Raw genomic sequence first — 13,778 nt, 5'->3', positions numbered from 1 at the left:
AGCGAGGACATCGGGTCCTGGAAGATCATCTGGATGGCCAGCGTCGCAGCGTGGCGCTCCTCGGTGCCCATCTCGTCGGTATAGCGCCCGCGCCAGCTCACGCGGCCGGCGCTCGCCTTGTGAATCCCCGCGACGACCCGTCCGAGCGTTGATTTGCCGCAGCCGGATTCGCCGACCAGCCCGACGACCTCGCCGGCCCGGATCGAGAGATCGACGCTGTCGACCGCGTGCACGACCTCTTCGGTATTGCCGGCGCCGAACCAGTTCGCGAATTTCGCGGCCGCGTCGAGCGGTTTGGCGAAGCGCTTCGAGACGCTTTCGAGGGTGAGGATCGGTGTATCGTTCATGCCGCAACCCCGGTTCCGCTCAGGGGATGATGACAGCGCACGCCGCGCTCGCCGGGGAAAGCCGTCGTGGCTGGCGCGATCGTGAGGCAGTCGCCCTGAGCGTAGTCGCAGCGTGGGGCAAAGGCGCAGCCCTGCGGCAGGCGAGCGAGCGAAGGCGTCGAGCCCCTGATCTGGCGCAGCATCTCACCAGGTTCCCCCTCGCTCGGCAGCGAGCCGAGCAGGCCGGCGGTATAGGGGTGCAAGGGCGTGTCGAGCACGGGATCGACCGCGCCCGCCTCGACGATGCGGCCGGCATACATCACCGCGATCCGGTCGGCGAGCCCGGCGACGACGCCGAGGTCATGGGTGATCCAGACCAGGGCAGTCCCGGTTTCGGCACAGAGGGATTGCATCTCGGCAAGGATCTGGCTCTGGATGGTGACGTCGAGCGCGGTGGTCGGCTCGTCGCAAATGATCAGCGGTGGACGATGCAGCAGCGCGATCGCGATCGCGACACGCTGGCGCATGCCGCCCGAGAACTGGTGCGGATAGGCATTCAACCGCTCTTCGGGCGAGGGGATGCCGACTTTGGCGAGGGCATCCCGGGCGCGGGCCCGCGCTGCCTTGTGCGAGACCTTGTCATGGGCGGTGACGGCTTCGATCATTTGCGTGTCGATGCGCAGGACCGGGTTCAGCGTCATCATCGGATCCTGGAAGATCATCGCGACCTCGCGACCGCGGACCGTCCGGAATTCGTCTTCCCCGAGGCCGACGAGCTCCTTGCCGTTGAGCTTGATCGAGCCCTCGACAATGCGGCCGGGGGGATCGATCAGCCCCATGATCGAGAAGCCGGTGACCGATTTGCCCGAGCCGGATTCGCCGACCAGGCCGAGCACTTCCCCGCGACGGACATGGAACGAGACGCCGTCGACCGACTTCACCGTGCCGGCGCGGGTGAAGAAATGGGTCTTGAGATCGCTGACCTGGAGCACGTGATCGCTCATGGCTTCACTTCTCCAGGCGCGGGTTCAACACGTCGCGCAACCTGTCGCCGACCAGGTTGATCGAGACGATGGTCATGAGCAAGGCGAGGCCGGGGAAGACCGAGATCCAGTAGCTGCCCGAGATCATGTACTGGAAGCCGTTGGCGATCAGCACGCCGAGCGACGGCTCCGTTTGCGGCAGGCCGACTCCGAGGAACGACAGCGTCGCCTCCAGCGAGATCGCATGCGCGGTCTGCACGGTCGCGATCACGATGACCGGGGCGAGGCAGTTCGGCAGGATATGGCGGAAGACGGTGCGCGCATGGGAGAGGCCGAGCGACTGCGCCGCTTCGACATATTCCTTGCGGCGCTCGACCAGCGCGGAGCCGCGGACGGTGCGGGCGTAATAGGCCCATTGCACGATGACGAGGGCAATGATGATCTTGTCGACGCCCTTGCCGAGCGCAGCGACCAGGATCAGCGCGACGAGGACCGAGGGCAGCGATAGTTGCAGGTCGACGAGCCGCATGATCACGGTCTCGACCTTGCCGCCGGCATAGGCGGCGATCAGTCCGACGGTCATGCCGACGGTCGCGGCGATCAGCCCGGAGAAGGCCCCCACCATCAGCGAAATGCGCAGGCCGTAGAGAATGCCGGAGAGCAGATCGCGGCCGACACCGTCGGAGCCCAGCCACATCGTAAAGCCCTCGCCGGCCACGGCGCCTGGCGGCTGGCGGGAGTCCATCACATCGACCGCCGCGAGGTCATAGGGGTTTTGCGGGGCAATCAGCGGCGCGGCGAGCGCCAGCAGCACGATCGTCGCGAAGACCAGGAGGCCGATCAGCGCAACGCGATCCTCGATGAAGCTGCGGACGAAGCGCCGCAGCGGCGTCTCTTCCCTGGCCGGCGCGGTCGGGGTCGTCGTGACCGTGGGCAGACTGGTCTCGCTCACGTGCTGGCCTCCGTCAGGCGGACGCGCGGATCGAGCGCGGAATAAACCAGATCGACCAGCAGGTTGATCGTCACGAACAGCACGACGACAACCATGACATAGGCGACGATGACCGGTCGATCGAGCCGGGTGATCGCCTCCAGCAGGAGGCGGCCCATGCCGGGCCAGGCGAAGATCGTCTCCGTCACCACGGAAAAGGCGACGAGCGAGCCGAATTCGAGCCCGAGCACGGTGACGATCGGGATCATGATGTTCTTCAGGATGTGGACGCCGATGATCCGGCTCTGTGAAAGGCCCTTGGCACGGGCGAATTTGACATAGTCCATCAGGGCCGCCTCGCGTGCCCCGGCCCGTGCCAGGCGGATGACAAGCGAGATCTTGAGCAGTGCGAGGTTCAGCGCCGGCAGGGCCACATGCTGCCAGCCGTCGAGCGTCAGCAGCGAAGTCTCGATGCCGAAGACGGAGACGGTTTCGCCCCGGCCCGTGGCGGGGAACCAGCCCAATCCGACGGCAAAGGCGAGGATCAGCATCAGCCCGACCCAGAATGTCGGCAGCGAGAAGCCGAGGATCGAGATCGCCATGATCGCGCGCGAGGCCTTGCTCTCCGGTTTCAGCCCCGCATAGAGGCCAAGCGGCAGCCCGATCACGATCGCCATGAAAAGCGCGACAAGGGCGAGTTCCAGCGTCGCCGGCATGCGCGACAGGATGAGCTTGATCGCGGACTCGCCATGCACGAAGGAGCGGCCGAGATCGCCTTGCATGGCATTCTTCAGGAAGATCAGGAACTGTTCCCAGATCGGTCGGTCGAGGCCGAGCGAGCGGGCCGTTTCGGCGATCTGCTCCTGGTTCATCTCCGGCGAGACGAGCATGTAGATCGGGTCGCCGACGACGTTCACACCGAAGAAGACGATGACCAGCATCGCGCCGATGACGAAGAGGGCCTGCGCCAGGCGACGAAGGATGAAGGCAGCCATCGGGTTGGTTCCTTCGCGAGCGGGATGGTGTGCGCGAACGCAGCGCTCAAAACAGCGTGGCCGGGTTTGCTCCGACCCTTCCGTGACCAGCGGTCATCGGCGAGAGGTTCCCGGGCCTGAGCCCGGGAACGACGTCAATCCGCCGACGCGGTCACTGCTTGGTGACGGAGGTCGCGAGCGTGTACTCGTCGGAGCGCGGCTCGACCTTGAAGCCCTTGCGGGCAGCCCAGGTGTTGAGCTGGAAATGTGTCGGGATCAGCCCGACATCGTTCATGCCGATCTCCATCGCCTCGCCGAAGATGGCATCGCGCTTCTTGTCGTCGACCGTGCGCAGGCCTTCCTCGACCTTCGCGTCGAAGGCCGGGTTGGAGTAGCGGCCGCGATTGGTCGCTCCCATGCCCTTCTGCGGGTTGAAGGTCGCAAGCAGCGCCTTGAGCGAGTCCGAGGACTCGCCCGTTCCGGCGGCCCAGCCGACGAGGATGAAGGAGRATTCCGGCACATTGCCCGCTGCGCCCTGCGAGGCGCGGGTGAAGAAGTTGGCCGGGGGCAGCGTCTCGACCTCGGTCTCGATGCCGAGCCGCGCGAACATCTGGGCGACAGCCTCGATGATCTTGGTGTCGTTGGTGTAGCGCCCGTTCGGCCCGTGCATCTTCATCTTGAAGCCGTTCGGGTACCCGGCCTCGGCCAGCAGCTTCTTGGCGCCGGCGAGATCGAAGGCGACCGGCTTCAGGTTCTTGGAGGTGCCGAAGAATGAATCGGGCAGGAGCTGGCCAGCGGGGATCGCCTCCTTCTCCATGATGCGCTCGACGATGCCCGGCCGATTGATCGCCATCGAAAGCGCCTTGCGGACGCGGACATCCCTCAGCGGATTCTTGATCTCGGAGCCGTCCTTGCCCTTGATGAAGGGGGAGACGTCGCGGAAATGGTCCATGTGGAAATAGACCACGCGGTTCGAGACCTGGCTGACGACATTCAGGTTCTTGTCGCCCTTGAGCTTGGCGACATCCGAGGTCGGAACGGCTTCGATCATGTCGACATCGCCGGCGAGCAGGGCCGCGACCCGGGTGGGCGCCGAAGTGACGACACGGAACGTCACCTTCTTCCAGAGATCCTTGCTGCCGCCCCACCAGCTGTCATTGGCGGTCATGACGACGCGGTCGCCCGAGACGAACTCGGCCTGCTTGTAGGGGCCGGTGCCGCCCGCCGCGCATTTGCCGGCGTTGAATTCCTCGGTGGTGGTGTCCTTGCACTTGGCGGAGATGACGCCGAAGGTCGAAAGATCGGTCGGCACCAGCGGCGCCGGCGCGGCGGTCTTGATGCGGATCGTGTAGTCGTCGACCTTGCTGATCTCCTTGCCGCGGACATAGGCCGAGAAGCTCGAGGGGCTCTTGGGCACGTTCGGCGCGCGCTGGAAGGTCGCGAGCACGTCGTCGGCGGTGAAGGGCGAGCCGTCATGGAACTTGACGTTCTGGCGGAGCCTGAACTCCCAGGTCGTGTCGTCGATCGCCTTCCAGCTTTCGGCGAGGCTGGGAACCAGCCGCTGCGAGGCGTCCTGGCCGACCAGCGGCTCGTAGATGTGCCGGGCCAGCATGTTGTTGGGGGTCAGGTTGTGATAGTGCGGGTCCATCGCGCTCGGCTCGGCCGAGATGCCGATGCGCAATTCCTGCGCGACAGCGGCACCCGCGACCAGAGACAGCGCCGCGGCCATGGCGGCGCGGCTGGCGAGTGTGGCGACGTTTCTCATTGAAAGAACCTCCCGAGTTCAGTGGATATTTTGGCGGATCGGAGCCGGCATGGCCAGCAGCCACCGCGTGGAGAATGTCCTTCTCCACGGATTCGTAGGGCCGGAGCATGCCTGCGCGTGGCAGGATGAGGACGGTAAAGGGCCTCAGAACGCCTTGAAGGTGATGATCGTGTGCGTGTCGGCGATCTCGGGGATCGACTGCACCTTCTGCGCTACGAAATGGCCGATATCGACATCCGCGGCGACGTGGAACTTGGCCAGGATGTCGTAATTGCCGGCGGTCGAATAAATCTCCGAGGCGATCTCGCGATCAGCGAGTTCGCTGGCGACCTCATAGGTCTTGCCGAGCTTGCATTTGATCTCGACGAAGAAGGTCTGCATCACGCGCTCCGAAAATCCTGTCCCTCTGGATAGAGCCTCGCGCCGGAAGATCAAGCGCCTGCGAGTTCGGCGAGGCGCTTGCTCATTGCACTGTCGGGGTCGGGAAGATCGGCAAGGACGGTGAAATGGTTCGCGCCGTCGATCTCGCCATACTGCGTCCTGACGCCTTCCAGGCCCCAGACATCGGTGATGCGGCGGCTCTGCTTCAGGTATTCATCGCTTTCGGCCCCGCCGACCACGGCGTCCATCAGCAATCCCGAGGGGGCCGGCCAGAACAATGGGCTCTCCCGCTCGGCCGATTCCATGTCGAGTCCGAGCGCCTTGTTGATGCTCGTCTCGGTCAGGGGCTTCAGGTTGTAGAGGCCGGAGATGCCATAGGCTGCCGGCACCAGCTGGTCCGGCAGGTCGGGGTCGACATTCTTCCAGTCGGTGGCGAGCAGGCAGGCGGCGAGATGCCCGCCCGCCGAATGGCCCGATGCGACGATCGGCCGGTTGAACTGCCGCCAGAGGGCCGCCGCCGCCTGCTGCAGCTCCCAGACGATGTGGCCGAGCTCGACCTGTGGGCAGAGATCGTAGCCCGCGACCGCCATGGGAACGCCGAGCCGGTTCACGCCGCGCGCCATATGCGAGAAATAGGAGCGGTCGAGCGCCTGCCAGTAGCCACCATGGATGAAGAGCACGATGGCGTTGCCCTTGACCGCCTCGGGCTTGAACAGGTCGTAATGTTGCCGCTCGCCCGGGCCATAGGAGATGCCGAGTTCGCTGACCGCGATACCGCGATAGGCCGCAGCGTCCGCCTGCCAGCCGGCAATGATTCCGGGATGCTCCGGCACGCGGGCGCGGTTATTGTATTCTGTCTCGTAATCCGTCGACATGGCTGGCTCGGCTTCTCCGGCTCTGCGGCTGCGGACCACGTCCTGAATCGCAGGCCACGCCAGTCTGCGCTATGGCTTTTGACAGGTCGAGCCGCAAACGCCACAAGGCTGGGCACCATGTGCATGGCCTCTGCGAGCTTGGAGATCGTTATGGAAAACCCCGTTCTTGCCGAGGTGATGCGCGGCGCCGTCGTCGAATCGCGCCATCGCGGCGCTGCAATCGTGGTCGATGCGGACGGCGCTGTGGTGCTTTCGCTGGGGGATGTCGAGCGCCCCGTGTTCCCGCGCTCGGCGGTGAAGGCGATCCAGGCCCTGCCGCTGTTCGAGAGCGGCGCTGCCGACCGCTACGGTTTGACCGAAGCCGAGATCGCGCTTGCCGTCGCCTCGCATTCCGGCGAGCCGGCTCATGCCGAAACCTCGCTCGGCATGCTGAGGAAGGCCGGTCGCGATGCCGGTTGCCTCGAATGCGGCGCGCATTGGCCGATGAACGAGGCTGCGGCGCGCGCCATTTCCAAGGCAGGCCAGGAACCGACCGCTCTCAACAACAACTGTTCGGGCAAGCATGCCGGTTTCGTCTGCCTGTCCTGCGGCCTGGATGAGGACCCGACCGGCTACGTCAAGGCCGGCCACGCCGTCCAGAAGGCGGTGCGCGGCGCGCTCGAAGAGGTGACAGGCGCGGCCCACTCCGCCGATCTCATGGGCACCGACGGCTGCTCGATTCCGACCTATGCCGTGCCGCTGACGTCGCTGGCGCTGGGCTTCGCCCGTCTCGGCTCCGGCCACGGGCTTGGGCCGAAGCGCGCCGAGGCCGCACTGCGCATCCGCAAGGCGGTCGCTGCTCACCCCTTCATGGTCGCGGGAACCGGCCGGTTCGACACGCGCGCGATGGAACTCCTGCGCGAGCGCATCTTCATCAAGACCGGCGCGGAAGGCGTCTATTGCGGCGCGATTCCGGAACTCGGGCTCGGCATTGCGCTGAAATGCGATGACGGGGCAGGGCGCGCGGCCGAGGTGGTGATGGCCTCGCTGATCGCGCGCTTCCTGCCGATGAGCGAGACGGAGGCGGCGAGCTTTGCGCCGCTGCGCGAAAGCGTCCTGAAGAACTGGAACGGCATCGAGGTCGGGCGCGTGAGGGCGGCAGCCAGCGCTTAAATCATCGGATCGGATATCGTATCCGGTCCGATCGTCTACCCTTTTGTGATCGCGTCGGCTTTCCTGAAGAACAGCTATCCACTTTCGGGCCGGTGCTTCAGCTCACCGCGTTGTTCTCGACACGGATGCCGGTCGCCCGCTTGTCAGCGCCTTGCGTCAGGTCGCCAGTGACGATCGTGCCGTATTCGGTGCCGAGGACGGCACCGAGCTTCGCGTCCGCAATGACATTGTTGGCGATCAGGGCGTTGCGTTCCTTCGGCACCAGCGAGACCGAGATGCCGATCCMGGTCTTGCGAACGATGTTGCCGGTGGCCACGAGGTTGCGCATGGCCCAGGACCAGCCGAGCGAGATGCCGACATCGCTGGCATTCTCCACGACATTGCCGGTCACGGCGGCCTCCGCCTCGACATGCACGCCCATGCCCCCGACCGGCTCCTTGCCTTTCGGGGCATAACCCTTCTGGGCGTTGCTGATGATGTTGTTGGCGACGACGGCGAGCCGCCCGCCATGGTCGAGATTGGTGACGTTTATGCCCATGGCGCAATCCTCCAGCAGATTGCCGCTGATGATGGCGCCCTCGAAGGCGAATTCCGAATAGAGCGCGGTCTCGCCGCAGCGCTTGCCCTGGTTGCCGATGATCTGCACGGTCGAACCGGAGTTGTTCCGGATGAAGGTCAGCGCGCAGTCGCGCAGGCTGTTGCTCTCGATGATGACACCGCCGGCGCGGAACAGGCTGATGCCGTTGCCATTAGGCCCGTCACCGCCGGAATCCGAACGGATGCGGTTGATCCGATTGCCGCGAATGAGCGACTGATCGTCGCCCGCCTGGCTGCGCCAGATCTGGATACCGTTATTGCCGCAATCCTCGATCTGGTTGCCTTCGATCGAGAGCCCGCGCGAATCGAGCGAGAACAGCGCCGATTCGCGCATGCTGCGAAACCTGCTGGCCTGGATCCGCCCCGCTGTTCGGGTCAGGACGAGGCCGACCGAGCCCGCATTGGCGAACTCGCATTCATTCAGGGTGAGCTCCAGGACCTCCTCGGCGGCCACAAGTCCGGCTCGCTCGCTGGCGCGGATGTCGAGCCCGTCGAGACTGAGCCCTGTCAGCGCCGTGCGCTTGATGCGGCGGGCGATGAGCAGCGGGCCTGCTTGCGCCGCGACGAGCTGCGTGGCGCCGGGGACACCGACCAGCCGTGAGCCCTCGGGCAGGATGACGTTGGACACGCGATAGCGCCCCGGCGGCAGCAGCAAGGGCGCGCCGCGCCTGGCCGCTTCCGCGAGCGCATTCTGAAGCGGCCGTGACTGATCGTCGGCGGAGCCGGGGCGCAGTCCGAAATGAGTAGCCTCCAGTCCGAGCTGACCGAGCGCGCGCGCCGGTTCGCTCCGCGGTGCCTGCTGTGCCGCCGCCGGAACAACGGATCCTGCTGTCCCAAAAACGGTCGCGGCCAGCAGGGAACGTCGAGAAATCGCCATGAGGGCCTCCATGACGCCGCAGGCTTACAAGCCGCGTGCCGGCCTGGTTGTGCCGTTTCAGGCCCGCGCGCCGGCCGGCCAGCCCCATCCGTCGCGATCACTCACCTCAAAGGCCGAGCGCCCGCGCGATCTCGTCGGCCGCCAGGGTGGGGTTGAGTTCTCCTGCCCCGACGGCTGCTTCAAGCGCGGGGGTCCGTGCCTTGAGGACGGGATCATGGCGGAGCCTGGCGCGCAGGCGGTCTTCGACCATGGCCCACATCCATTTGACGTCCTGCTGGCGACGCTTCTCCTGGATCAGGTTCCTCGCACCCATCCGCTGGCGATGATCCTCGACCTTCGCCCAGAGCGTGTCGAGCCCATCGCCCGTCAGCCCCGAGACCGTCACCACCGGAGTGGACCAGACGCTCGATACGGGAGCGAGAATGTGCAGGGCCGCGCGGTACTGCGCCGCTGCGGCCTTCGCCGCCACGGCTCCGGCGCCGTCCGCCTTGTTGACGGCGATCATGTCGGCGAGCTCGATGATGCCCTTCTTGATGCCCTGCAATTCGTCGCCGGCATTGGGCAGCATCAGCACGAGAAAGAAATCGGTGAGATCGGCGACCGCGGTCTCCGACTGGCCGACGCCCACCGTCTCGACCAGGATGACGTCGAAGCCGGCGGCCTCGCAGAGCAGCATCGTTTCGCGCGTCTTGGCTGCGACGCCACCGAGCGTGCCGGAAGACGGGGAGGGGCGGATATAGGCGCTGGGGTCGATGGCAAGGCGGGCCATCCGCGTCTTGTCACCCAGGATCGAACCGCCGCTCCGCGTCGAGGATGGATCGACCGCCAGCACGGCGACCTTGTGACCGAGCCCTGTCAGGTAGGTGCCGAGTGCATCGATGGTGGTCGACTTGCCGACCCCGGGAACGCCGGTGATGCCGACCCGGATCGATTTTCCGGTGTGCGGCAGCACCTGCTGGATCAGGGCATGGGCCTGCCTGCGATGATCGGCCCGGCGGGATTCCACGAGCGTGATGGCACGCGCCAGGGCCGCCCGTTCACCGGAGAGAATTGCATCGGCGAGGGTGGAGACGTCAGCCATGACAGGCACCTAGCAAGCCTTGGGCTCGGGCGACAAGCCGCGAGTTCGGTCATCACTGTGTCATCCGCGCCTCTTGAACATCCGCAACGTCAATGAGACGAGATCGGTCATGATGCGTGCGGCGTTCCGGGTTCGATTGATTGCGCTGGCCTTGCTGGCTCCACTTGGCCTCGCGGCATGCGGCGGCCCGCCCAGAGACCTGTCGCTCACCAGCGTCAATCCAGCCGATATCGTCGGGACCGTGCGGATTTTCGTGGCCTCGACCCGTGAGATGGGGGCGGAACCGCAATATTTCACCGGAGAACGGGGACAACACCTCTCCTTCGCCAAGATCGATATCTCGGTGCCGAAGGCGCACAAGTCGGGTGAGCTCGAGCTTCCCGGCAGCTACGGCAAGACCAACCCGGCCGAGCATTTCGCGGTGACTTCGGTGGAGCGGATCGACCTCTCCCCGATTGTCGCGCGCGTCCGGCGCGAGATCGCGGCAAGGCCGGCAAAGGAGCGCGAGGTCCTCGTCTTCGTTCACGGCTACAACACGAGCTTTGCCGATGCGGCCTATCGTTTCGCCCAGATCGTCCATGACTCGGATTTCAAGGGCGTGCCGGTGCTGTTCACCTGGCCCTCGCGCGGGCAGCTATTGGCCTACCCTTACGACCGGGAAAGCGCCTTCTATTCCCGCGATTTCCTCGAGATGAACCTGCGCGCGATCGCCAAGGACCTCGGTCCGAGCCGCATCGACATCCTCGCCCATTCCATGGGAACGCAGCTGACGCTGGAAACCCTGCGGCAGGCATCCATTCGCGGCGACGGCAATTTCGGCGGAAAGCTCCGCAACGTCATGTTGGCTGCGCCCGATGTCGATCTCGATGTGTTCAAGACCGTGATGCGCGAGATCAAGACGCCGGTGACGGTCTTTGTCTCGGCCGACGACAAGGCGCTCGAATTTTCGCGCCGCTTCGCCGGCGACAAGAAGCGCCTGGGGGCGATTTCCGCGAGCGACAAGGATACGGTCGCGGAGCTGGCGAAATCCGGGGTCGATATCATCGATCTGTCCGATGTTTCGACCAGCGACAATCTCAACCACGGCAAGTTCGCCGCCTCGCCCAAGGTCGTCCAGATGATCGGCAAGCGACTGCAGGCGGACAGGGGAATCGCAATGCGCGGCCCTCAATTCGGCGATCGCCTGGGCGATATCGCCGGCGGCGTGGTCGGCACCGTCGGCGGCACGCTGGAGCTCGTGGTCACGGCCCCGGCTGCGATTATCCAGCAATAGAGCGGCTGTTGCACCAGGGACACGCGCGAGCCTTGCGCGAAGATTGCTGCAAGGTTGCCCCATTATGGCCGCGTTAGCTTGGCCTTAAGGCCGGGCTGGCCATTTCCGCCCGCATTCCTGCAACACTGGAATTCTCGATCGCCCATGTCCGCTGCGCGGCACGCCCCTTCCCGTCGCTTCGTTGCGCTTGCAGCGCTGCTTTCGCTCGCATTGTCGGCCTGCGCGCAGACAGAGGCGGCGATCTCGCCATTCTCGGAAACGGCCCATGCGGAGTCGTCCCCTTTCGGCAGGGAGCCGGTGCTCCTGGTCGCGACCACGCGAAAGTCTCTCGGTGACCGCGAGCCGTTCTTCKGGCCGGATCGTGGCACGGGCCTGAGTTTCGCCGAAGCGCGGCTTTCCCCTCCGGGACGCGGGGTTGTCGCGGCGACCGTCGGCAGCGACTGGCGCGTCGTCGGTGTCAGCAACCGGACCTCGACCAATGCGGCCCGTGCCTTCGGCGAGGCTGCGACCGGGCGTGACGTGCTGCTCTACGTCCACGGCTATAACGAGACATTCGAATCCGCCGCCCGCAGCGCCGGGCAGCTTTCGCATGCGCTGAAGTTCCAGGGGCGCACCGCGCTCTTCACCTGGCCCTCCGGCGGCAAGCTCTTCGACTACGGCTATGACCGCGAGAGCGCGCTGTGGTCGCGCGAGGGCTTCGTCCAGGCCTTGCGCGCCCTCGTCGCCAACCCGACCGTGGGGCGCATCCACATCGTCGCGCATTCGATGGGCACATTCCTGACGCTGGAAGGCCTGCGGGAGCTCCGGGACTCCGCCGACGTCTCCTCGCAGATCGGCTCGATCGTCTTCGCATCGCCCGATATCGACATCGACGCGTTCGAGCAGACGGTCTCGCGGCTGGGTCCGCTTGCCCAGCGCATGACCCTGATCATCGACCCCGATGACAGGGCCCTCGCCATCTCCTCGCGTATCGCCRGTGGCGTGGCGCGGGCCGGCGCGGCCGAGCGCTCGCGGMTCGAGGCTCTGGGCGTGCGTGTCGCCGACACTTCCGGCCGCGGCTGGAGCATGCTGAGGCATGATCTGTTCCTGACGGACAGCGAAGTGACGCAGGTGGTGCGGCGCGCCATGGACCGTACAGGCTCCTGAGGCTTGCGGAGCGGTTCGTCTTGGGGGCAGCATCGCGCTGCCTTCAGGGGGACGTCGATGCCACGAGTGTTGTTGCGCGCTGCGTGCCTGCTTGTGCTCATGCCTCTGGCCGGGCAGGCGCATGACCTGACCCCGTTCCAGGAAGCCGGGCGCTCGCATGTCCTGCATGAGGACGTTTCGCCCACCGGTACCGAGACCATCAACATCGAGACCTATGTGCCGCAGGCCTGCGCCGACAAGCGCTGCCCACTGGTGATCTCGCTGCACGGACTGCTGCGCAACGCCGCGTCGGCGCGCGACAGCTGGGTCGAGGCGGCAGACCGGCACGGCCTGATCATTGCCGCCCCGCATTTCGACAAGGAGCGCTTTCCGACACGCCTCTATCAGCAGGGCGGAGTCCAGGGGGAGCCGGACCGGGCGAAATGGGTCTACTCGGTCATCGAGCKCTTCTATGACCAGGCCTTGAAGAGCAGTCGTGTCACGGACACGGGCTATGTGCTGTTTGGCCATTCAGCCGGGGCGCAGTTCGTCCACCGCATGGCGATCCTGATGCCGGAGGCGCGGTTCTCGACAGCGGTCACCGCCAATGCCGGCTACTACACATTGCCTGTCGGCAAAGAGGCGGCCGGCGGCTTCAGCTACCCCTATTCGCTCGACGGCACGCCGGCGACCGAGGCGAGCACGAAGGCCGCCCTCGCCAAACCGATGCTGATCATGCTGGGCGATCAGGATACCGACCCGGGCCACCCGCAACTCAACAAGTCCAGGGGCGCAGAGGCGCAAGGCTCCAACCGCTTCGCGCGTGGAGAGAATTTCACGCGAGTTGCAGCCGCAGAAGCCAAGCGCCTCGGTGTTGCAAGCCCATGGCGCGAAATCGTCGTGCCGGGCGTCGGTCATGAGCAGGGGAAGATGGCGAATGCGGCGGCGCAGGCGCTGTTTGGCGGCAGATAGGGCTCAGAGCGGTGGCAGGCCGTTGCGCTTCTTGATGGTCGCCATCGCGAAATTGGATTCGACCGAGTGGATGCATTTCAGCCGCGTGATTTTCTGCTTCAGGAAGCGCTCATAGCCCTCGATCCCGTCCGTCAGCACCCGCAAAAGGTAATCCTGAGACCCGGTCATCAGGTAGCACTCCGCAACCTCATTCCAGCTCTCGACGGCCTTCTCGAACTCGCTGATATGCTCCTGGGTCTGCTGGCTCAGGCGGATCGAGACAAAGACGCTGAAGGGTAGGCCATAGGCCTTGGGATCGACGACCGCGGCATAGCCCCTGATCACGCCCGTCTCTTCCAGTCGCTTCAGCCGGCGCAGGCAGGGCGTCGGCGACAGGCCGATCTTCTGCGACAGGTCCTGATTKGTGATGCGTCCGTCCTCCTGCAGCACGGCAAGCATACGGCGGTCTGTCGTATCGAGCATAAGA

The 13,778-nt window shown here is 65.6% G+C and carries 14 protein-coding genes; 4 read left to right on the top strand and 10 right to left on the bottom strand.

Annotation, left to right across the window (positions count from 1 at the left end):
* The 7 genes from AC1DJT_RS24640 to AC1DJT_RS24610 form a co-directional block, all read right to left on the bottom strand.
* On the bottom strand, positions 1-347 hold a 347-nt coding region (locus AC1DJT_RS24640; protein WP_476835059.1), incomplete at its 3' end, for an ATP-binding cassette domain-containing protein.
* Positions 344-1,330 (bottom strand): ABC transporter ATP-binding protein, encoded by a 987-nt coding sequence (locus AC1DJT_RS24635; protein WP_441506631.1) that lies wholly within the window; start codon positions 1,328-1,330, stop codon positions 344-346. The genes AC1DJT_RS24640 and AC1DJT_RS24635, both read right to left, overlap by 4 nt.
* A 4-nt stretch (positions 1,331-1,334) precedes the next feature.
* The gene (locus AC1DJT_RS24630; RefSeq protein WP_441489121.1) at positions 1,335-2,261 is read right to left on the bottom strand and encodes an ABC transporter permease; all 927 of its coding nucleotides are present in this window, start codon (positions 2,259-2,261) and stop codon (positions 1,335-1,337) included.
* Positions 2,258-3,235, bottom strand: a complete 978-nt coding sequence (locus AC1DJT_RS24625; RefSeq protein ID WP_069877289.1) for an ABC transporter permease — start codon at positions 3,233-3,235, stop codon at positions 2,258-2,260. The genes AC1DJT_RS24630 and AC1DJT_RS24625 overlap by 4 nt, the downstream gene beginning before the upstream one ends.
* A gap of 151 nt (positions 3,236-3,386) precedes the next feature.
* Entirely contained in the window at positions 3,387-4,979 is a 1,593-nt protein-coding gene (locus AC1DJT_RS24620) for an ABC transporter substrate-binding protein (protein WP_476835058.1), read from the bottom strand.
* A gap of 144 nt (positions 4,980-5,123) precedes the next feature.
* On the bottom strand, positions 5,124-5,360 hold the full coding sequence (locus AC1DJT_RS24615; RefSeq protein WP_038361355.1) for an Lrp/AsnC ligand binding domain-containing protein: 237 nt from the start codon (positions 5,358-5,360) through the stop codon (positions 5,124-5,126).
* Between the two features lie 50 nt (positions 5,361-5,410).
* Positions 5,411-6,235 (bottom strand): alpha/beta hydrolase, encoded by an 825-nt coding sequence (locus tag AC1DJT_RS24610; protein WP_476769287.1) that lies wholly within the window; start codon positions 6,233-6,235, stop codon positions 5,411-5,413.
* A 150-nt stretch (positions 6,236-6,385) separates the two neighbouring features.
* Between AC1DJT_RS24610 and AC1DJT_RS24605 the strand changes: the two genes are divergently transcribed.
* Entirely contained in the window at positions 6,386-7,387 is a 1,002-nt protein-coding gene (locus AC1DJT_RS24605; protein WP_441506627.1) for an asparaginase, read from the top strand.
* 97 nt (positions 7,388-7,484) lie between these two features.
* Here AC1DJT_RS24605 and AC1DJT_RS24600 read toward each other — a convergent pair whose 3' ends face one another.
* Positions 7,485-8,861 (bottom strand): TIGR03808 family TAT-translocated repetitive protein, encoded by a 1,377-nt coding sequence (locus tag AC1DJT_RS24600; RefSeq protein WP_476835057.1) that lies wholly within the window; start codon positions 8,859-8,861, stop codon positions 7,485-7,487.
* A gap of 106 nt (positions 8,862-8,967) precedes the next feature.
* Positions 8,968-9,942 carry a methylmalonyl Co-A mutase-associated GTPase MeaB gene (meaB, locus tag AC1DJT_RS24595; protein WP_441506625.1) on the bottom strand — a complete coding sequence of 325 codons (975 nt, stop codon included), beginning with the start codon at positions 9,940-9,942 and terminating at the stop codon, positions 8,968-8,970.
* Between the two features lie 109 nt (positions 9,943-10,051).
* On the opposite strand from meaB, the gene AC1DJT_RS24590 reads away from it, so the two are divergent.
* The 3 genes from AC1DJT_RS24590 to AC1DJT_RS24580 all read left to right on the top strand — a co-directional run bounded on the left by AC1DJT_RS24590 (position 10,052) and on the right by AC1DJT_RS24580 (position 13,312).
* On the top strand, positions 10,052-11,215 hold the full coding sequence (locus tag AC1DJT_RS24590; protein WP_476769288.1) for an alpha/beta hydrolase: 1,164 nt from the start codon (positions 10,052-10,054) through the stop codon (positions 11,213-11,215).
* A gap of 144 nt (positions 11,216-11,359) precedes the next feature.
* Complete coding sequence (locus tag AC1DJT_RS24585) at positions 11,360-12,361, top strand: alpha/beta hydrolase (RefSeq protein ID WP_476835056.1); 1,002 nt, start codon at positions 11,360-11,362, stop codon at positions 12,359-12,361.
* A gap of 57 nt (positions 12,362-12,418) precedes the next feature.
* On the top strand, positions 12,419-13,312 hold the full coding sequence (locus AC1DJT_RS24580; RefSeq protein WP_476835055.1) for an alpha/beta hydrolase family protein: 894 nt from the start codon (positions 12,419-12,421) through the stop codon (positions 13,310-13,312).
* 3 nt (positions 13,313-13,315) lie between these two features.
* On the opposite strand, the gene AC1DJT_RS24575 is transcribed toward AC1DJT_RS24580, so the two are convergent.
* Positions 13,316-13,774, bottom strand: coding sequence for an Lrp/AsnC family transcriptional regulator (locus AC1DJT_RS24575; RefSeq protein WP_441489131.1), 459 nt, complete (start codon positions 13,772-13,774; stop codon positions 13,316-13,318).
* Positions 13,775-13,778 lie beyond the last annotated feature (4 nt).

The organism is Allobosea sp. 05T422_2 (assembly GCF_056396265.1).
This window is presented reverse-complemented; position numbering and strand designations above follow the sequence as displayed.